This is a genomic window from Methylobacterium sp. J-090, from assembly GCF_022829345.1.
Classification (GTDB): domain Bacteria; phylum Pseudomonadota; class Alphaproteobacteria; order Rhizobiales; family Beijerinckiaceae; genus Methylobacterium.
On record NZ_JAKSXV010000028.1, the window covers coordinates 55,298 to 74,083 of the forward strand.

Genomic DNA, 18,786 nt, shown 5'->3' on the forward strand with positions numbered 1-18,786 from the left:
ACCTGAGCCCGTATCGGGCGGCCCGCGCGGCGCTCGAGCGAAGGCCAACTCCGCCATCCCGAAGGGATCGATCGGAGTTGGTGTGAGGTGGAATGCTTGGAACGCGCTCCGCTACACGCCCTTGAGTCCACCGAGATCCAGCGGCAGGGAGCGCAGGCGCCGGCCGGTGGCCGCGAAGACGGCGTTGGAGATGGCCGGCGCGATCACCGGCACGCCGGGCTCGCCAATGCCCGTGGGCGCGACCGTGGACGCCATGATGTGAACCTCGACCACCGGCATCTCGCTCATCCGGGTCGGCTCGTAGGTGTCGAAGTTCGTCTCCTGCACCACCCCGTCCTTGAGGGTGATCTTGTTGCGCAGGACCGACGAGAGCGCAAAGCCCACGGCACCCTCGACCTGGGCGCGGATGATGTCCGGATTGACGGCGATGCCGACATCGACGGCGGCGACGATGCGGTTGACCTTCACCTTGGCGGCGTCGGCGGTCACGTCGGCCACCATGGCGACGTAGGAGCCGAAGGATTCGTGAGCCGCGACGCCGAAACCGTGGCCCTTGCCCGAGGGCCGGCTCGACCAGCCGGCCTTCTCGGCGGCGAGTGCCAGGACACCGGAGAGGCGCGGGGCGCTCTTGAGCATCCCGAGCCGGTAGGCGACGGGGTCGGCCCCGGCGGCGTGGGCGAGTTCGTCGACGAACACCTCCATGGCCTGGGCCGTGTGGGTGTGGCCGACGGAGCGCCACCACAGCACCGGCACGCCCTCGCGGGCGTTGTGGACCTCGAAGCGATAGGCCGGCAGGGCGTAGGGCGTGTCCGACGCGCCTTCGATGGAGGTGGAATCGACGCCGTTCTTCACCAGCATCGCCTCGAAGGGCGAGCCGATCATGATCGACTTGCCGATCATGCGGTGCTCCCAGCCGACCACGGCGCCGGCGGCGTCGAGGCCGGCCCGGAGCTTGTGCACCACCATCGGACGATAGTAGCCGCCGGCCATGTCGTCCTCGCGGGTCCAGACGAGGTGGACCGGAGCCTTGCCCCCCGTGGCCTTCACGATGGCGGCGGTCTCGGCGAAGTAGTCGGCGCCCGGCGTGGCACGCCGGCCGAACGAGCCGCCGGCCCACTGCGTGTGGAGGCGGACCTTGTCGGTGGTCACCCCGAGGGTGGCGGCGACGACGGCCTGCTCGATGGTCTGGATCTGGCAGCCGGCGAAGACGTCGTAGGTGCCGTCGGGCGCCCGTTCGATGGTGGCGTTGAGGGGCTCCATGGAGGCGTGGGCGAGGTAGGGGAATGTGAATTCCGCCTCCAGCACTTTCGCTGCCTTGGCGATGGCGCCGCCGGCGTCGCCGCGCTCGGAGGCGACGATCCCGGGGCTCTTCAGGCGCTCGCGGTACTCGGCCAGGATCGTGTCGGACGAACGGGTCTCGGCGCCCGAATCGTCCCAGGTCACGTCGAGGACCTCGCGGCCCTTCATGGCCGACCACGTGTCCCGGGCGATCACCGCGACGCCGGTGGGGATCGTCACCACGTCGAGGACGCCCGGCATGGCGCGCGCCGCCTTGCTGTTCACCGTCGCCACCACGCCGCCGAAGCGCGGCGCGTGCAGCACTATGGCCGTGACCTGACCGGGGCGGCGGATATCCAGGGAATAGGTGGCGCTGCCGTCGGTCTTGGCCTTGGAATCGAGGCGCGGGACCTTGGTGCCGATGAGCGTCCACTGCTCCGGACGCTTGAGCGTCGGCTCCTGCGGCACGGGCTGCGCTGCGGCGGCCTCGGCGAGTTCGCCGAAGCGGGCCTGCCGGTTCGAGGCGGCGTGGCGCACCACGCCGTTCGCCACGGTGATCTCGGCGGACGGAACTTTCCAGCGTTCCGCGGCGGCGGCCACCAGCATGGCGCGGGCGGCGGCGCCCGCCCGGCGCAGCTGGAGCCAGGAATTGGCGATGGCGGTGGAGCCGCCCGTGCCCTGCACGGGGCCCATCAGCATGTTGTTGTAGAGGGCGGCATCCGCCGGAGCGAAAGCCGTGCGCACGGTGGCCCAGTCGGCGTCGAGCTCGTCGGCCAGGATGGTGGCGAGCCCCGTGGTGTTGCCCTGGCCCATGTCGAGGTGCTTGATCATCACCGTGACGGTGTCGTCGGCGGCGATGCGCACGAAGGCGTTGGGTTTGGCCGGACCGCCGGTGAGGTCGGGCCCACCCGCCGCGCGGGCCTGACGCGGGCCGCCGAGGGTGAAGCCGAGCAGGATCGCGCCCGTCGCGACGGTGGCCCCGCCGAGGAAGGCGCGGCGGGAGGGGGCGGTCTCCAGGGCCTGACGGACCTTCAGCATGGCGGACTCCAGTTTTGGCGGGTCTTCAGTTCGGGCCGGCGGAAGAACGCAGGGATTCAGGCGAGGCTGCGCGCCGCCTCGTGGATCGCCGCGCGGATGCGCTGGTAGGTACCGCAGCGGCAGACGTTGCCGTCCATGGCCCCGTCGATATCGGCATCCGTCGGCTTCGCGTTGCCCGACAGGAGGCCGATGGCCGACATCATCTGGCCGGACTGGCAGTAGCCGCACTGGACCACGTCGAGGCCGCGCCACGCCGTGCGCACCGCCTCGGCGACGCGTCCCGACACGCCCTCGATGGTGGTGACCTTGGCCTCGCCGAGATCGCCGATCCGGGTCTGGCAGGCGCGCACGGGCTGGCCGTCGAGGTGGACCGTGCAGGCGCCGCACTGCGCGATGCCGCAGCCGTACTTGGTGCCGGTCTTGTCGAGATGGTCGCGCAGCACCCAGAGGAGCGGGGTCTCGGGATCGGCCTCGACGCTGTGGGCGACGCCGTTGACGGTCAGCTTCACCATGGGTCGTGCTCCGGGCTCGCGATCTGGAACGATGCTAGACTGTCGAATACGTTATCCGTGTGCGCCAACACACGTCGATCAACAGCCGAGGCCCGGCGGCGCGCCGTACGGATTCGGGACAATGCGAGCGATCGCGGGAGGCCGATCTTAACATATCCGGGGCATTTTGGACCCCGTCGCGTTCCGACACGCTTAGCGCCCCTCGGTCGCGGCACCCCTTCGCGCAAACCTCAAGACGGTAATGCCCGACCTGACAGCGGAGATGATTCAGCGCGGGCGCGGCCCGTCCGCCCCGGAGGCGGTCCGCCGCCGCGAGGTCGCGCGGGAGATGCGCTCGGCCCGGGAGAAGCTGACCTCGACGAGCGGGCTGGAACGCGCGTTCGATTACGAACTCATCCGCGTCTACGCCCAGTACCGGGCCGGCGCCGTCATCCCCCTGGCGCTCCTCGGTATCGCCATCGCGGGGACCTCCGCCCTGTGGGTGCCGCCCCCCGTCGCGGCCCTGTGGGGCGCGTGCCTGCTGGCGGCCGTCACCCTGTCGATGTTCGCGACCCGGCGCTTCCTGGCCCAGGATCCGGACGCGGCCTCCGTGACCGTGTGGCGACGCTACTTCATGGTGTGCGAGGTCGTGCAGAGCGCGTCCTGGGCCCTGATGATCCTGGTGGGCACCACGCCGGGCGCGCGCACCTTCGTGCTGTTCGGCCTCGTCATCGTCGCGGCGGTGGTGACCATGCTGGCCGCGACCCTGCCGGCGGCGGCTGTCGCCGCCCTCGTCCCCCTCAACGTCGCCGCCCTCGCCCTGCTCGCGTTCTCGCACGACATGGACACGGCGATGCTGGTGGCCATGGTGGTGGGCGCGCAGGTGTTCTTCATGGGGCTGGCCCAGCGTGTCTACGCCTCCACCGTGGGCGCCCTGAAATCCCAGGCGGAGAAGGACGCGATCTTCGGCGAACTCGAACAGGCCAAGGCCAATTCCGACGAGGCCCGCCGCCGGGCGGAGGAGGCCAACCTCGCCAAGAGCCGGTTCCTCGCCACCATGAGCCATGAGCTGCGCACGCCGCTCAACGCCATCCTGGGCTTCTCCGAGGTGATGAAGAACGAGGTGTTCGGCGCCCACGTGGCGCCGTCCTACAAGGAATACGCCGCCGACATCCACGACAGCGGCCTGCACCTCCTCAACCTCATCAACGAGATTCTCGACCTGTCGCGCATCGAGGCCGGGCGCTACGAACTCAACGAGGAGGCGATTCAGCTCGGCCATGCCGTGGACGAGTGCCGCCACATGGTCGGCCTGCGCGCGCGGAGCAAGGGCCAGACCTTCCACGAGTTCATCGACGACAGCCTGCCGCGCCTGTGGGCGGACGAGCGGGCCCTGCGCCAGATCATCCTCAACCTTCTGTCGAACGCGGTGAAGTTCACCCCGCCGGGTGGCGAGATCACCATCAAGGTCGGCTGGACCTCGTCCGGCGGGCAGTATGTCAGCGTGAAGGACAGCGGCCCGGGCATCCCGGAGGACGAACTCGGCACGGTGATGTCGTCGTTCGGGCGCGGATCGCTGGCCATCAAGACCGCCGAGCAGGGCTCCGGCCTCGGCCTGCCGATCGTCAAGGGCCTCGTCGACCTGCACGGCGGCAACTTCCAGCTGAAATCGAAGCCGCGCGAGGGCACCGAGGTGGTGGTCACCTTCCCGGCGACCCGCGTCATGGACACCCTGCCGGCCCTCGACCTTCCGAGCGAGGCCCTTCCCGACAGGGACGCGCCAGGCAACGCCGCCGCGCCGATGCCCGAGGCCAAGCGCGGCCGCTCGGCGGCGCGGGCGGCCTGACACGGGGCGGACGACGCCCGTCCCCAGAAGCCGTGTGCCCGACGGGCGCGGGGGCGACCCCTTCCCCAAGGCGATTCCCTGGCCCAAGGCGATTCCCTTGACCAAGGCGATCCCCTTCCCAAGCGCCGTTCCTGGTCCGTATGTTGCTTATCCGTGGGACGTGGGCGCGGCGATCGTCCCCGTCGATTCGGGTCGGCGGCGGGTCGCGGGACGGGGGACGATGAGCCAGACATTCCCGACCGCTTCGCCCCCACCGGCCGGCATCCCGACGCCCCTCGACGCGACCTATCGCCGGATCACCTGGCGGCTGCTGCCGTTCCTGATGGGCCTGTGGATCCTGTCCTGGATCGACCGGGTCAACATCGGCTTCGCCAAGCTGCAGATGCTCGCCGACCTCAAGTTCAGCGAGACCGTCTACGGCATCGGCGCGGGCATCTTCTTCCTCGGCTACTTCCTCTGCGAGGTGCCGAGCAATCTGCTGCTCGAATACATCGGCGCCCGCCGGACCATCGCACGCATCACCTTCCTGTGGGGCGCCTGCTGCGTGGCGATGATGTTCGTCACGACGCCGGCCGGGTTCTACGTGCTGCGCTTCCTGCTGGGCGTGTTCGAGGCCGGCTTCTATCCCGGCGTGATCCTCTTCCTGACCTACTGGTACCCCACCGAGCGGCGCGCGCGGGTGTTCGGCCTGTTCATGTCGGCCTCGGCGCTCGCCGGCGTCATCGGCGGACCGCTCGCCGGCGCGATCATGACCGGCATGGACGGGGTGAACGGCTGGTCCGGCTGGCAATGGGTCTTCCTGCTGGAAGGCATCCCGTCGATCCTCGCCGGCATCGTCACCCTGTACTACCTCACCGACCGGCCCGCGAAGGCCACCTGGCTCACGGCCGAACAGAGGGCCCTGGTCGAGGCCGACCTCGCCCGCGACGCGGCGGCGCTCGGCCCGCGCGAGCATCGTATCCTCGCCTGCCTCAGGGATGCCCGCGTCTGGCAGTGCATCGCGATCTTCTTCTGCATCGTCACCGCCAACTCGGCGCTCACCTTCTTCGGGCCGAGCGTGGTGCGGGAGGCCGGCTTCACCGATCCGCTCACCATCGGCTGGATCATGTCGGGCGCCTATCTCTGCGGCGGCGCCGGGATGATCCTCAACGGCCTCCATTCCGACCGCTCCGGCGAGTCGCGGCTGCATTGCGGCGTGCCGGCCCTCGTCGGCGCGGTGGCCATCGCGGTTCTCGGCTTCCTCGTGCCCGTGAGCCCCGGGCTCTCCATCGTCGCCCTGACGGTGGCCATCGTCGGCACCATGAGCGCGATTCCCGTGTTCTGGCAGATCCCCGGCCGGTTCCTCGCGGGTTCGGCCGCCGCCGCCGGCATCGCGCTGATCAACTCGGTGGCGAACCTCGCGGGGTTCGGCGCCCCCGCCGCCATGGGATACCTGCGCGAGCACACCGGCTCGGTCGCCACCGGTCTCTGGATCGTGGCCCTCGTCGAGTGCGCCGCCCTCGTCCTCATCCTCGCCTTCGTCCCGCCCGAGACGCCCGCCTCGCGGCACCGCGCCGTGGCGGCCTGAACAGGGCGCCACGTCCCAAGGAGTTCTTCATGGATCGACAAGAATCGGATCGACAAGAATCGGATCGGCGAGAGCTGGATCGGCGAGAGCCGGACCGACAGGCCTTGACGCGCCGCAGCCTCGTCGGCGTCGGGATCGGCGGCGCCGCCCTGGCCGTCGCGCCCGGTGCCCTGGCTCAGGCCGGGCCACCCTCGGCGAGCCCGTCCCAGCCCGGCGCGCTGACCACGGCGCCGGTGGTCCAGGCCGGCCTCGGGCCGCGCCTGACCCTGCATGCCATCGACAATTTCCACGGCACCCCCGGTGCGGGCATGGTCTGCGACCTCTCCATCCGCGAGGGCGATACCTACCGGCCGATCAAGACCGTCACCACGGGCGCCAACGGCCGCCCGGCCGAGCCGCTCCTCCTGGAGGACGCCCTGAAGGTCGGCCACTACGAGTTACTCATGCACTTCGAGGAGTACTTCGCCAGGACCGGCGCCACCCTGCCGAGCCCGAACTTCCTCGGCCTCGTGCCCGTGCGCTTCGTCATCCGCGACGCGAGCCAGCGCTACCACCTGCCGGTGCTGTTCACGCCGTGGGGCTATTCCTACTACCGCGGCAGCTGACGCGCCTCCGATCCCTTCCCCGAAATCTTCCTCGAAGCAGCGAGCCCCCATGGCCGGCATCACCACACACGTTCTCGACGCGGATCGCGGGCGCCCGGCCCCGGGGGTGCGCATCGACTTCTCGATGATGGAGGGCGGCGCGTGGCGCCTCGTCAAATCCGTCGTCACCAACGCGGACGGCCGCACCGACAAGCCGATCCTGCCCGGCGACGAGGCCAAGGCGGGCCAGTACCAGCTCGAATTTCACATCGACGCCTATCTCAAGGCCAAGCCCGGCGTGACGGAGTCCGACATCTTCGTGGACAACCCGGTGGTGCGCTTCTCGGTCTCCGACGTGAAGCAGCACTATCACGTGCCGATGCTGTGCACGCCCGGCAACTGCACGACCTATCGGGGAAGCTGAGACCCAATGACGGATCTCGCCACCCTGAACCGCCTCGACCGCGACGCCTTCGTCGCCCTGCTGGGCGGCGTGTTCGAGCATGCCGCCTGGGTCGCCGAGGGCGCGTTTCCGGCCCGGCCCTTCGCGAGCGTCGCGGACTTGCACGCGGCGATGATGGGTGTGGTGCGGGCGGCCTCGCACGGGGAGCGCCGCGCCTTCCTCAACGGGCACCCGGAACTCGCCGGCCCGGAGGCGCGGGCGCGCAGCATGACGGCAGATTCGGCGAGCGAGCAGGGCAGCGCCGCCCTCGACCGCATGCCCCAGGCCGAGGCGGACGCCTTCGACCGCCTGAACGCGGCCTACCGCGAAAAATTCGGGTTCCCGTTCATCATCGCCGTGCGCGGCCGCGACCGGGCCGAAATCCTTACGATTTTCGAAGCGCGTGTGCTTCGGGATCAGGCGGAGGAGGAGGCGACCGCCGTTGAGGAGATCGCCCTGATCACGCGGATGCGCCTCGACCGCCTGCTCGCCTGAGCTCTACCCCTCCGAGCGCTCCGACACGCCGGCCTGGGCGAAGGTCGCCATGTCGCGGTGGCAGGCGAGCGCGCCCTTGAGGAGACCGACGGCGAGCGCCGCGCCGGACCCCTCTCCGAGGCGCATGCCGAGCGCCAGGAGCGGCACGAGGCCGAGGCGCTCCAGCACGTCGGCATGGGCGCCCTCGGCCGAGACGTGGCCGGCGAGGCAATGGTCGAGGAGCGACGGGTCGAGGGCGTGCAGGATCGCGGCGGCGGCGGTCGCGACGTAGCCGTCGAGGACCACCGGCACCCGCTGCAGGCGCGCGGCGAGGATCGCCCCCGCGATGGCGGCGATCTCACGGCCGCCGAGGCGGGCGAGCACCTCCAGGGGGTCGTCGAGGTGGCCGGCATGGTGGGCGAGCGCCGCCTCCACCGCCGCGACCTTGCGGGCGAGGCCCGCCTCGTCCACCCCCGTGCCGCGCCCGACCCAGTGGGCCGCCGGGCCGCTGTAGAGGGCGGCGTAGATCGCCGCCGCGACGGTGGTGTTGCCGATGCCCATCTCGCCGACGGCGAGGCAATCGGTGCCGGCGGCCACCGCCTCCATGCCGAACGCCATGGTGGCGACGCAGGCCTTCTCGTCGAAGGCTGGGCCGGTCGTGATGTCGCCGGTGGGAAGATCGATGGCGAGATCGAACACCTTGAAGCCGAGGCCGTAGGCGGCGCAGATCTGGTTGATCGCCCCGCCACCGGCGGCGAAGTTCTCGAGCATCTGCCGGTTGACTTCCGCCGGATAGGCCGAGACCCCCCGCGCCGCAACGCCGTGACTGCCGGCGAAGACGCAGACCAGGGGCCGGTCGAGGCTCGGCTGCCCCTTGCCCTGCCAGGCCGCGAGCCAAGCGACGAGGTGTTCGAGACGCCCGAGGGAGCCGGCGGGCTTCGTCAGGGTCGCGTCGCGCTCGGCCACCATGGCGACCGCGTCCCGGTCCGGCCCCGGAAGGGACTCGAGGAGGCGGCGGATGTCGGCGAACGGGGTCTCTTCGGTCATGGCGCGCGAATCCGGTGGCGAACGCCGCGCCGGGATGGCGGGCCGCCTGTCGCCGGAGCTATAACGAGAGCCGGGATGGCGGTGAAGGCGGGGCGGTGTGGCGATGGACTCCGAGCGTCCGGACGAGCCGGCCTTTCCCGGCGCGCTTCTCGCCTACGATGGGGCCGCGTGCCTGCGGTTCTACTCGCGCCTGCCCGTGCCGGCCCTGCCCGGCGAGGGCGACCCGCACGCCCCCCCGGATTTCACCCGCGTGCCCCGGATGCTGCCGCTCGCCGGCCTCGCCCTGGCGCTGCCCGGCGCCCTCGTGCTGCTGGCCGCCTGGGGACTCGGCCTCGGGCCGTTCCTCGCCGCGACCCTGGCGGTGGCGACGGGCGCAGGGATCACTGGCGCCCTGCACGAGGACGGCCTCGCCGACGTCGCCGACGGGTTCGGCGGCGGCACCACCCGCGAGCGGCGCCTGGAGATCATGCGCGACAGCCGCATCGGCGCCTATGGCGGCGTCGCCCTGATGCTGGCCCTGGCGCTCCGCATCGGGGCGCTCGCCACCCTCCTCGACCGGATCGACGCCGGCGCGGCCGTCGCCCTGGTCCTCGCCGCCGCCCTGTCGCGCACCGCCGCCCTCGCCCCGATGGTGCTGCTCGATCCCGCCCGCCGCGACGGCGCCGCTGCCGCCGTGGGCCGCCCGGGACGGCCGGCCCTGATGGTGGCGGGCACCCTCGCCCTCGCCCTCGCTCTCCTGGCCGCGCTCTTTGGCCTGCCCTTCGGCGGAATCGTCCTGATGGTCGTGCTCTCCGGCCTCGGCGCCCTGGCGGTGACGGCGCTCGCCCGGCGCCGGATCGGCGGCCAGACCGGGGACGTCATCGGTGCGTGCCAGCAGGTGGCCGAGATCGCCGCCCTCCTCGGACTCATCGCGGTGGTGCCGGTCTGATCCGGTTCGGGCTTGATCCCCCGGCACCCCGGCTGGCATGAACGCCGGGATGATCCAGGCCGCCCCGAAGCCCTCGAGTCCGAAACCCTCGAGCCCCTGCAACAAGACCTGCATCCTCGATGCGGTCTCGGGCCTGTGCGAGGGCTGCGGGCGCACGCGCAACGAGATCGCCCTGTGGGGCTCGATGACGGAGCCCCAGCGGCAGGCGGTGATGGCGGGTCTGCCCGAGCGCCTGCACCGGGCGTTTCCGCAACGGATTGCTCCGTGAGCGTCCCCGGTCTGGCGCTCGCCGCCCTCGGCCTCGTGCTGGCGCTGCTGATCTTCTCGCACGACAGCCAGACGATCGTCGGCCTGGAGCCGGACCAGCTCGCGAGCCTCGCCATCAGCGGCAGCCTGCTCGCCGTCATCGCCGCCGGGTTCTGGCACCAGTTCCGCGGCAACCTCGGAGCCAACGTGCGGGCGGCGCTGATCTGGGGCGCCCTCGCCCTCGCCCTGGTCGCCGGTTACGCCTACCGCGACGAGGCCCGGACCGTGGGCGCGCGGCTGATGGGCGCCGTGCGGCCGGGCAGCGCCGTGGTGGGGGACGACGGCAGCGTGACCATCACCCGCCGGGCCGGCGGCGACTTCTACGTCCGCGCCGAGGTCAACGGCCAGCCCCACGGCTTCCAGTTCGACACGGGCGCGAGCGCCGTGGTGCTCACGGCCGAGACGGCGGCGGCCCTCGGCATCCGGCCGGCGGAATCGGAGTTCGGGGTGCGGGTCTCCACCGCCAACGGAGCCACCGTGGCGGCCCCGGCCTTCCTCGACTCGATCCGCGTCGGCACCCTCGTCGAGCGCCGCGTCCCGGCCCTGGTGAGTCGGCCCGGCGCCCTGCGCGACAACCTGCTCGGCATGAGCTTCCTCGACCGCCTTTCCGGCTTCGAGGTGCGCGGCGACCGGCTGATCCTGCGCGGACCCTAAGCAGCCTCTTCGTTTGCGAGCGCCCGCTCGGCCTCCGCCCGCACCACCAGGGCGACGGCCTCCCGCAGGGTCTCGACGCCAGCCTCCGGGTCGAGGCCGCGGGTCGAGAGGTGGCGGCGATAGGCCCGGGCCCCCGGGCGCCCGTTGAACAGGCCGAGCATGTGCCGGGTCACCCCGTGCAGGCGCACGCCCTCCTGCAGGAAATCGGCGAGGACCGGCACGAACGCTTCCACGGCCGCAAAGGCGTCGGCCACGGGGGCCGCCTCCCCGAACAGCACCGGATCGACGTCGAGGAGGATCGCAGGGTCGCTGTAGGCGGCGCGCCCGATCATCACGCCGTCGACATGGGTGAGCTGCGCCTTCGCGTCCGCGACCGTCGCGATGCCGCCGTTGATGGCGATGGGCAGCCCTGGATAAGCGCGCTTCAGCCGCGCCACCCGGTCGTAGTCGAGGGGCGGCACGTCGCGGTTCTCCTTCGGCGACAGGCCCTGGAGCCACGCCTTGCGGGCATGGACGACGAGCCCGTCGACCCCGGCCGCGATCACGGCCTGCGTCAGCGCGTCGAGGGCGATCTCGGTGTCCTGGTCATCGACGCCGATGCGGCACTTCACCGTGACGGGCACACCCACGGCGGCCTTCATGGCGGCGACGCAGTCGGCCACCAAGGCGGGCTCGCGCATGAGGCAGGCGCCGAAGCGCCCGTCCTGCACCCGGTCCGACGGGCACCCGACATTGAGGTTGACCTCGTCGTAGCCGAAGTCCTCGGCGATCCGCGCGGCCTGCGCCAGATCGGCCGGGTTCGACCCGCCGAGTTGCACCGACACGGGATGCTCCGCTGGCGCGAAGGCGAGGAGCCGGTCGCGCGGGCCGTGAATCACGGCGCCGGTGGTGACCATCTCGGTATAGAGCCGGGCGCGCCGCGACAGGGTGCGGTGGAACGCCCGGCAGTACCGGTCGGTCCAGTCCATCATGGGGGCAATGGAGAAGCGCAGGTCGTCGGGCGTCATCGCGCCGACATAGCGGTGGAGCGCGAAAGCTTCAACGCGGCGGGCGGTCAGTGATCGTGCTTACAGTCCGGCCCGTGCACGTGGACGGGGGCGTGATCATGAGCGTGGCCGTGGGAATGCCCATGATCATGCGTGTGTTCGTGGGCGTGGTCATGCGAATGGGCGGGGCCATGATCCGCGTGCGCATGGTCGTGATCCGCATGGCCATGATCCGCATGGGAAGGCCCGTGATCGTGCGAATGATCGTGCCCACACTGGCTGTGATCGTGGGCCTCGCGCTCCGGCTTGAACGCCCGGGTGACAGGGGTGCCGGTGCAGCCCTGGCCGCGCACGAGTTCGGCGGCCGAGGCCGGGACGTAGAGCACCTCGGCGGCGATCTCGGCCGGGACGTGACTGCCGCCGAGCTGCCAGGCGAGGCGCAGGAGGCGGGCCGGGTTGGTGGCACGCACCTCCAGCAGGGATTCGCCCGCCGCCTCCACGAGGACGAGGCGTCCGTCCTCCAGCCGCAGGGCGTCGCCGTCCTCGAGGGACGCCGCCTTGACCAGCGCCGGGGTGAAGCCGAGGCCGCCCTGTCCCGTCAGGGTCGCGGGCAGCGCCTGGCGAGCGGCATGGTCGAGGGTGACGCGATCGACCACGGCGTCGGCGCGGACGGCGGCTTTGCGGATCAGGGTGGTGGCGCGCAGCATGGAATCCTCGGTGTCGGACGGCCCGTCTCGGATCGCACTCCTAGCGGGTTTCGGCCGCGAACGGAAAGCCGGCGAAAACTCGGCCGTGATGCCCCTATGGCGGGAACCTTAGCCGTACTGCGTGCATTCCTTGTGCGGAATAGCTAAGCTCGAACCTCGCTTCGGACCGGCTCAAGACCGGACACCACCCACGCCTACGGGAGTCTCGCATCATGAAGAAGCTCATCGCCGCCACCCTCGCCGGAGCCCTCGCCCTGTCGCTCGGCGCCTGCAACACCCCCGAGGATCGCGCGCTCGGCGGCGCCGGTCTCGGTGCCCTGGCCGGTGCGGCCATCGGCGGCGCGGCGACCGGCCGGGCCGGCGGCGCGCTGGCGGGTGCGGCCATCGGCGGCGCCGGCGGCGCCATCGTGGGCGCCTCCACCGCCCCGCGCTGCCCCTACGGCACCTACCGCGACGCCTACGGCGACGTGTACTGCCGCTGAGCCTTTCTTACAGGATGCCGCGCCTTCGCGCGCGGCGGACCACGCGGTTCGGGAAGGGCCGGGGCACACGCCTCGGCCCTTTCTTCTGTTTGGGCGTGCCCCCTCGCATCGCGAAACCCCTCCGGTATAAGGGCGCCTCGCGACACCTCACTGCCGGCCGCCCGATGCCCCCGCTCCCCGTCCCTGCCCTGCCGCGCCCGGCCGCGAGATTCGCCCCGAGGTCCACCCCGAGATCTGCCCCGAGATTCGCTCGATGAGCATCGGGATCTGGGGCAAACTCGGGGGTGCGGGCCTCGGCCTCGCCGTCGGCGGGCCCATCGGCGGCCTCGTCGGCGGGGTCGCGGGCCATTTCCTCGTCGATCGCGAGGGCGCCCTGTTCGGGACCACGCCCCGCGACGTGGTGTTCACCACCGGCCTCGTGGCGCTCGCCGCCAAGATGGCGAAATCCGACGGCGTGGTGACGCCCTCCGAGATCGAGGCGTTCGCCCAAGTCGTGCAGGTGGGCGAGCGCGAGCGCGCCGGGGTTCAGCGCCTGTTCGATCTCGCCAAGGGCACGTCCAACGGCTTCGAGGCCTATGCCCGGCAGCTCGCCACCACCTTCCACGACGAGCCCGGCCTGTTGGAGGACGTCCTCGACGGCCTGTTCCATATCGCCAAGGCCGACGGGGCGATCCACGAGGCCGAGGAGCGCTACCTGCGTGCCGTGGCCGAGACCTTCGGCTTCGACGAGCCGGCCTTCCGGCGCATCGCCGCCCGCCACGTCAGCCTCTCGGACGATCCCTACGCCGTGCTCGGCCTCGACCACGATGTCGACGACGCCGCCCTCAAGGCGGCCCACCGCGCCCTGGTGATCGAGAACCATCCCGACCGGGCCATGGCGCGCGGCCTGCCGCCAGAGGCCGTGACCATCGCCACCCGGCGGCTGGCCGCCATCAACGCGGCCTACGACCGGATCGCCGCCGAGCGAGGTTTGCGATGAAGCCGAATCCCGAGAGCCCGCTCGCCACCTCCGTCCACCCCTCGCCCAACCATGGCGAGCGCCGGAGCGGCCCCGTCGACCTTCTGATCCTGCACTACACCGGCATGGAGAGCGCGGCGGCCGCCCTCCAGCGCCTCGCCAACCCCGTGGCGGAGGTCTCGGCCCATTACGTGGTGCTGGAGGACGGGCGCGTGGTGCAGATGGTGCCCGAGGGCCGCCGGGCCTGGCACGCGGGCCGGGGCTCCTGGGCCGGAATCACCGACATCAATTCCCGGTCGCTCGGCATCGAGATCGTCAACGGCGGCCATGCCGGCGGCCTGCCGGCCTATCCGGAGGCGCAGATCGCCTCGGTGATCGCCCTCTGCGGTGATCTCACCGGACGCTGGAGCATCCCCGCCCATCGGGTGCTCGCCCATTCCGACATCGCGCCCGAGCGCAAGGAGGACCCCGGCGAGCATTTTTCGTGGGACGCTCTGGCGCGGGCCGGGATCGGCCATTGGGTGGTGCCGACGCCGATCCGCGACGGGCGCTTCTTTTCGCAGGGGGATTCGGGCCAGCCCATCGAGGCGCTTCAGGCGATGTTCGCCCTCTACGGCTACGACCTGCCCGTGACCGGCGCCTTCGACCCCCGGACGAAGGCCGTGGTCACGGCGTTCCAGCGCCACTTCCGCCCCGCCCGGGTGGACGGGGTGGCGGATGCGTCCACCATCACGACCCTGCGCGACCTCATCGCCGCCCTGCCGGGCCGGGGCTGAGCCGCGAAACCACCCGAGAGAAGGCCTCATGCTGTCCCGCTCCCCGACCGCCGGCCTGCTCGGCCTCGTTCTGCTCGCCCAGGCGGCCCAGGCGGAGCCGGCAGGCACGTGCCAGGACGGCCCGGATTTCGGCCAGCCCGCCAGCCTCGCCACGGTGATCGGCCCTGAGCGCGTCCCCTTCGTGAAATCCACGTGGCAGGACAAGGCCTGCCCGTCGGCGCGGGCGGCCTGCCGCGAGGCGGCCTATCTGGTGGCTGGCAACCGGGTGCTGGTGAACGGCACCCTGCGGGATTTCGCCTGCGCCACCTATCGCGGTGCCAAGGGCGCGACGCGCAGCGGCTGGATCGCGCGAAGCGCCCTGAACATCGAACCACCCGCGAATCCGGCCCTCGCCGACTGGGTCGGCACCTGGGTGAGCGGACCGGAACAGACCATCACCATCGTGGCCAAGGGCGACAGTCTCGTCCTCGTCGGCGAGGCCACCTACGGGACGCAGGACCCGGAACGCGTGCGGCGCGGCGCCGTCAACACCGGTCAGTTCCAGGCGACGGCGCGGCCGACGGGATCGAGCCTCGGCTTCACCGAAGCGGAAGCGGGCGGCCAGACCCGTCCCTTCGGATCATCCGACGACTTCGCCTGTCAGGTCCGCCTTCGCCTCGTGCCACCGTTCCTGCAGGCGGAGAGCAATCAATCCTGCGGCGGCATGAACGTGACCTTCACGGGACTCTACGGCCGGAAGGGTTGAGGGCGACGCCCCCTCCCCCTCAGGCGTGGTGCGCCTCGGCTTTCTCCGCCTCCGAAGGCGCGCCCCGCGTGCGCCACAGGCTGTAGCTGACGCCGGCCACCAGCAGCACCACGGTGACGGCCAGCGACACCCAGGCCGGAACGTGGACGAGGTCGAACGTGTCGGCGACCACGATCTTGGTGCCGATGAAGATCAGGATGAAGGCGAGCGCCGTCTTGAGGTAGGCGAAGCGGTCCACCATGGCGGCGAGGGCGAAGTAGAGCGCGCGCAGGCCCAGGATGGCGAAGATGTTCGAGGTGTAGACCACGAAGGTGTCGGTGGTGATGGCGAAGATCGCCGGCACGCTGTCGACGGCGAAGATCACGTCGGCGCCGTTGACGAGGATGAGCGCCAGGGCCATCGGCGTCAGCCACAGGGCGAGCTTGCCGGTCTTCGGATCGGGTTTGCGCACCACGAAGCGCTGGCCGTGCAGCTCGGGCGTGATGCGCAAGGCCTTCTGGAGGTAGCGCACCGCCCGGTTCTCGTTGATGTCGCCGGGCTCCTCCTCCTTCGAGAACAGCATCTTGAGGCCGGCGAAGATGAGGAACGCGGCGAAGATCGACAGCACCCAGGCGGCCTGATGCACCAGGGCGGCACCGAGCCCGATCATCAGCCCGCGCAGGAGCACGGCGGCGAGGATGCCCCAGACCAGCACCCGGTGCTGGGCGGCGCGGGGAATGCCGAGGGCCGTGAGGATGACGGCGATGACGAAGACGTTGTCCATGGACAGCGACTTCTCGACCACGAGGCCGGCCACGTATTCCTGACCCGCCTGGGCCCCAAGATACCACCACACCCAACCGCCGAAGACGAGGCCGAGGCTGAAGTAGAACGCCGTGAGGAGCAGGCTCTCCTTCACGCCGATCTCGTGGTTCTTGTCCTTGTGCAGGAGCCCGAGGTCGAAGGCGAGGAGGCCCGCGATCAGGGCGTGGAAACCGAGCCACATCCAGACCGGCTTGCCGAGCCATTCATAGGTGAGAAGTTCCATGCGCGGACCGTCGATGCTTCTTGAGGAGAGAAAGCACCGGCTCCGACATCACGGAACGCATCACAGAGCATCCCGCCAGAGGGGCCCGCAGCCGATGGGCCCGAGTTGGGGCCAGGGGGGTCGCGAATCAAGGGTGGCGCTTGACAGGGGCACCCGCGCGACGGCCATGCCGGGGGTACGAAGCTCGGAGGATCGCGCGGAGTTCGGATGACGGGACATCACGACAACGGCCCGGCGGTGATCGGCGGTGGGCCGGCCGGGCTGATGGCGGCGGAGGTGCTGGCGCGGGCCGGCCACGCCGTGACCGTCTACGACCGGATGCCGTCGCCATCGCGAAAACTCCTCATCGCCGGGCGCGGCGGGCTCAACCTCACGCATTCCGAGGCGCTGCCCGAATTCCTCGGCCGCTATCATCCGCAGGATGGAACGCTCGCCCGGGCCATCGAGAGCTTTCCGCCCGAGGCCCTGCGGGCGTGGTGCGCCGATCTCGGCCAGCCGACCTTCGTCGGGTCGAGCGGCCGGGTGTTCCCCGAGAGCTTCAAGGCCTCGCCCCTGCTGCGGGCCTGGCTCGCGCGCCTCGATGGCCTCGGTGTAAAAATCCGCACCCGGCACCGCTTCGTCGGTTGGTCGGAGGCGGGCGCGGTCCTGTTCGAGACGCCGGAGGGCCGGGTCGAGGCCCGTCCCGCCGCCCTGCTCCTGGCGCTCGGGGGCGCGAGCTGGCCGCGCCTCGGCTCGGACGGCGCCTGGGTGCCGGTGCTGGAGGGCGAGGGCATCCCGGTGACGCCGCTCGAGGCCTCCAATGTCGGCTTCTCCGTCGATTGGTCGCCGGTGTTCTCCGAGCGCTTCGCCGGCCAGCCCCTCAAGCGCATTGCCCTCGCGGTGGGCGATCGGCGCGTTCGCGGCGAGGCAATGATCACCGCCGAGGGGATCGAGGGCGGCGCGCTCTACGCCGCGTCCCACGCGATCCGGGCGGCCCTCGCCGGTGGGCCGGGGATCGCCATCACGGTCGACCTGCGCCCCGACCTCCCGGAGGCCGCCCTGACCCAGGCCCTGAACCGGTCGAGATCCGGCGAGTCCCTCGCCAACCGCCTGCGCAAGGCCGCCGGGCTCTCGCCCGTGGCGGCGGGGTTCCTGCGCGAGGCGGCGGGACGCGCGCTTCCCGGCGAGGGAACGGCCCTCGCCGCCCTCATCAAGGCCGCGCCCCTGCGCCTCCTGGCCCCGCGCCCCATTGCGCGGGCGATCTCGTCCGCCGGCGGGGTGCCGTTCGGGCAGATCGACGACCGCTTCATGCTGAGCGCCCGCCCCGGCACGTTCGTCGCCGGCGAGATGCTCGACTGGGACGCCCCCACGGGCGGCTACCTGCTCCAGGGCGCCTTCGCCAGCGGCCGGGCGGCGGCGGAGGGGATGCGCGCCTGGATGGCGCGCCGCTGATGTGAGGTCCGGCGGACGACCGCCGCGCCGCGGTCGTGGCGGCGCGCCGCGATGCGTCGGACTCCTCGCGGCGCGAAGTGGGCTCAGAGGCGGCCGCAGACGGCCACCAGCCCCTGGCTCTCGGACGGGCACGATGCACCCGTGCCTCGGCTCATGGTGGCGCTGCCCGTGGGCAGGCAATAGGCCGAGACCAGGGTCTCGCCGGTCTCGCAGGTCACGGCGCAGCCGCCGGTCGGGCAGGATTCGGGGCGCAGCACCCGGAACGGCGACGGCGCGGCCGTGGCCGCCAGACCCGTCACGCCGGCCGGTCCCTGGGGACCCGCCGCGCCTCGGGCGCCCACTTCCCCCTTCACGCCCGCCTCGCCCTTGGGACCAGCGTCACCCTTGGGACCAGCGTCACCCTTGGGCCCCGTATCGCCCTTAAGACCCGTGTCACCCTTGGGACCCGTTTCCCCCTTGGCGCCGGCCTCTCCCTTGGGACCAGCGACGCCTTGCGGACCGGGCGGGCCCTGCAGGCCGGCGACGCCCTGCGGCCCGGTGGCGCCCTCTTCGCCCTTGGCACCGGCCTCGCCCTTCGGGCCGGGCTGGCCGACGGGGCCGCAATTGGACACCACGGCCTCGCGCTCATCCTCGCCCGCCTTCAGGGTCGCGACGCAATTGTGCGGCATGTGGGGCAGGCGGAAGACGAAGCGGCCGCGGCTGTCGGCGATGACGGAGATGTCGTCGTCGAGGATCACGGTGAGGCCGGGTTTGCGCACGCTGCCGGAGATGCGCAGATCCCCGTTCTCGAAGCGCGCGTCGTAGACCTGGATCGGCTGGACCGGTGCCTGCGCCCGGCGGGGCCTGGCCTGCTGCGCCTCGGCCGAAACGGTCCCGGCACACACGAACAGGCCCGACAGGACCACGAGGAAGCGATCGAGGCGCATGCATTCTCTCCCGGCTGATCCCGCGTCTCGTGCGCGGCGGTCACGAGTGCTGCCCTGCCCGCCCCCCAGGGTCAAGCTACGTAGTCGACCGCA

General features: G+C 71.6%; 20 protein-coding genes. 13 read left to right on the forward strand and 7 right to left on the reverse strand.

Annotated elements, in window-relative coordinates; all coding sequences use genetic code 11:
* Positions 1-111 precede the first annotated feature (111 nt).
* Both MKK49_RS03840 and MKK49_RS03845 read right to left on the reverse strand, forming a co-directional pair.
* On the reverse strand, positions 112-2,316 hold the full coding sequence (locus MKK49_RS03840; RefSeq protein WP_244026735.1) for a xanthine dehydrogenase family protein molybdopterin-binding subunit: 2,205 nt from the start codon (positions 2,314-2,316) through the stop codon (positions 112-114).
* Positions 2,317-2,372: 56 nt separating this feature from the next.
* Complete coding sequence (locus tag MKK49_RS03845; RefSeq protein ID WP_056088849.1) at positions 2,373-2,828, reverse strand: (2Fe-2S)-binding protein; 456 nt, start codon at positions 2,826-2,828, stop codon at positions 2,373-2,375.
* A 241-nt stretch (positions 2,829-3,069) separates the two neighbouring features.
* Between MKK49_RS03845 and MKK49_RS03850 the strand changes: the two genes are divergently transcribed.
* From MKK49_RS03850 to uraD, 5 genes are all read left to right on the forward strand, one after another.
* The gene (locus MKK49_RS03850) at positions 3,070-4,653 is read left to right on the forward strand and encodes a sensor histidine kinase (protein ID WP_244026736.1); all 1,584 of its coding nucleotides are present in this window, start codon (positions 3,070-3,072) and stop codon (positions 4,651-4,653) included.
* A gap of 220 nt (positions 4,654-4,873) precedes the next feature.
* Complete coding sequence (locus tag MKK49_RS03855) at positions 4,874-6,220, forward strand: MFS transporter (protein WP_244026737.1); 1,347 nt, start codon at positions 4,874-4,876, stop codon at positions 6,218-6,220.
* Between the two features lie 104 nt (positions 6,221-6,324).
* The gene (gene uraH, locus MKK49_RS03860; protein WP_244026738.1) at positions 6,325-6,825 is read left to right on the forward strand and encodes a hydroxyisourate hydrolase; all 501 of its coding nucleotides are present in this window, start codon (positions 6,325-6,327) and stop codon (positions 6,823-6,825) included.
* A gap of 49 nt (positions 6,826-6,874) precedes the next feature.
* A complete protein-coding gene (uraH, locus tag MKK49_RS03865) occupies positions 6,875-7,228 on the forward strand; it encodes a hydroxyisourate hydrolase (protein WP_244026739.1) in 354 nt (117 codons plus the stop codon).
* Positions 7,229-7,234: 6 nt separating this feature from the next.
* Positions 7,235-7,741, forward strand: coding sequence for a 2-oxo-4-hydroxy-4-carboxy-5-ureidoimidazoline decarboxylase (gene uraD, locus MKK49_RS03870; RefSeq protein WP_244026740.1), 507 nt, complete (start codon positions 7,235-7,237; stop codon positions 7,739-7,741).
* 3 nt (positions 7,742-7,744) lie between these two features.
* On the opposite strand, the gene cobT is transcribed toward uraD, so the two are convergent.
* Complete coding sequence (cobT, locus tag MKK49_RS03875; RefSeq protein ID WP_244026741.1) at positions 7,745-8,767, reverse strand: nicotinate-nucleotide--dimethylbenzimidazole phosphoribosyltransferase; 1,023 nt, start codon at positions 8,765-8,767, stop codon at positions 7,745-7,747.
* A 103-nt stretch (positions 8,768-8,870) separates the two neighbouring features.
* On the opposite strand from cobT, the gene cobS reads away from it, so the two are divergent.
* The 3 genes from cobS to MKK49_RS03890 are packed head-to-tail and all read left to right on the forward strand — an operon-like array spanning position 8,871 to position 10,655.
* Positions 8,871-9,695, forward strand: coding sequence for an adenosylcobinamide-GDP ribazoletransferase (gene cobS, locus MKK49_RS03880; RefSeq protein ID WP_244026742.1), 825 nt, complete (start codon positions 8,871-8,873; stop codon positions 9,693-9,695).
* Between the two features lie 49 nt (positions 9,696-9,744).
* Positions 9,745-9,963, forward strand: coding sequence for a DUF1289 domain-containing protein (locus MKK49_RS03885; RefSeq protein ID WP_244026743.1), 219 nt, complete (start codon positions 9,745-9,747; stop codon positions 9,961-9,963).
* The gene (locus tag MKK49_RS03890) at positions 9,960-10,655 is read left to right on the forward strand and encodes a TIGR02281 family clan AA aspartic protease (protein ID WP_244026744.1); all 696 of its coding nucleotides are present in this window, start codon (positions 9,960-9,962) and stop codon (positions 10,653-10,655) included. The genes MKK49_RS03885 and MKK49_RS03890 overlap by 4 nt, the downstream gene beginning before the upstream one ends.
* Here the strand turns inward: MKK49_RS03890 and dusA are convergent.
* Both dusA and MKK49_RS03900 read right to left on the reverse strand, forming a co-directional pair.
* Positions 10,652-11,662 (reverse strand): tRNA dihydrouridine(20/20a) synthase DusA, encoded by a 1,011-nt coding sequence (gene dusA / locus MKK49_RS03895; protein ID WP_279595313.1) that lies wholly within the window; start codon positions 11,660-11,662, stop codon positions 10,652-10,654. The two genes, MKK49_RS03890 and dusA, sit on opposite strands and share 4 nt — an antisense overlap.
* Before the next feature lie 47 nt (positions 11,663-11,709).
* Entirely contained in the window at positions 11,710-12,348 is a 639-nt protein-coding gene (locus tag MKK49_RS03900; protein ID WP_244026745.1) for an urease accessory protein UreE, read from the reverse strand.
* A gap of 212 nt (positions 12,349-12,560) precedes the next feature.
* Here MKK49_RS03900 and MKK49_RS03905 point away from each other — a divergent pair, with 212 nt between their 5' ends.
* The 4 genes from MKK49_RS03905 to MKK49_RS03920 all read left to right on the forward strand — a co-directional run bounded on the left by MKK49_RS03905 (position 12,561) and on the right by MKK49_RS03920 (position 15,309).
* The gene (locus MKK49_RS03905) at positions 12,561-12,830 is read left to right on the forward strand and encodes a hypothetical protein (RefSeq protein ID WP_056088870.1); all 270 of its coding nucleotides are present in this window, start codon (positions 12,561-12,563) and stop codon (positions 12,828-12,830) included.
* Between the two features lie 253 nt (positions 12,831-13,083).
* Positions 13,084-13,809 (forward strand): TerB family tellurite resistance protein, encoded by a 726-nt coding sequence (locus tag MKK49_RS03910; protein ID WP_244026746.1) that lies wholly within the window; start codon positions 13,084-13,086, stop codon positions 13,807-13,809.
* Positions 13,806-14,564, forward strand: coding sequence for an N-acetylmuramoyl-L-alanine amidase (locus MKK49_RS03915; RefSeq protein ID WP_244026747.1), 759 nt, complete (start codon positions 13,806-13,808; stop codon positions 14,562-14,564). The genes MKK49_RS03910 and MKK49_RS03915 overlap by 4 nt, the downstream gene beginning before the upstream one ends.
* A gap of 28 nt (positions 14,565-14,592) precedes the next feature.
* Entirely contained in the window at positions 14,593-15,309 is a 717-nt protein-coding gene (locus MKK49_RS03920; RefSeq protein WP_244026748.1) for a hypothetical protein, read from the forward strand.
* A gap of 19 nt (positions 15,310-15,328) precedes the next feature.
* Here the strand turns inward: MKK49_RS03920 and MKK49_RS03925 are convergent, their stop codons facing one another.
* The gene (locus MKK49_RS03925) at positions 15,329-16,336 is read right to left on the reverse strand and encodes a TerC family protein (protein WP_244026749.1); all 1,008 of its coding nucleotides are present in this window, start codon (positions 16,334-16,336) and stop codon (positions 15,329-15,331) included.
* 207 nt (positions 16,337-16,543) lie between these two features.
* On the opposite strand from MKK49_RS03925, the gene MKK49_RS03930 reads away from it, so the two are divergent.
* On the forward strand, positions 16,544-17,767 hold the full coding sequence (locus MKK49_RS03930; protein WP_244026750.1) for a TIGR03862 family flavoprotein: 1,224 nt from the start codon (positions 16,544-16,546) through the stop codon (positions 17,765-17,767).
* Between the two features lie 83 nt (positions 17,768-17,850).
* On the opposite strand, the gene MKK49_RS03935 is transcribed toward MKK49_RS03930, so the two are convergent.
* The gene (locus MKK49_RS03935; protein WP_244026751.1) at positions 17,851-18,693 is read right to left on the reverse strand and encodes a collagen-like protein; all 843 of its coding nucleotides are present in this window, start codon (positions 18,691-18,693) and stop codon (positions 17,851-17,853) included.
* Positions 18,694-18,786: the final 93 nt, after the last annotated feature.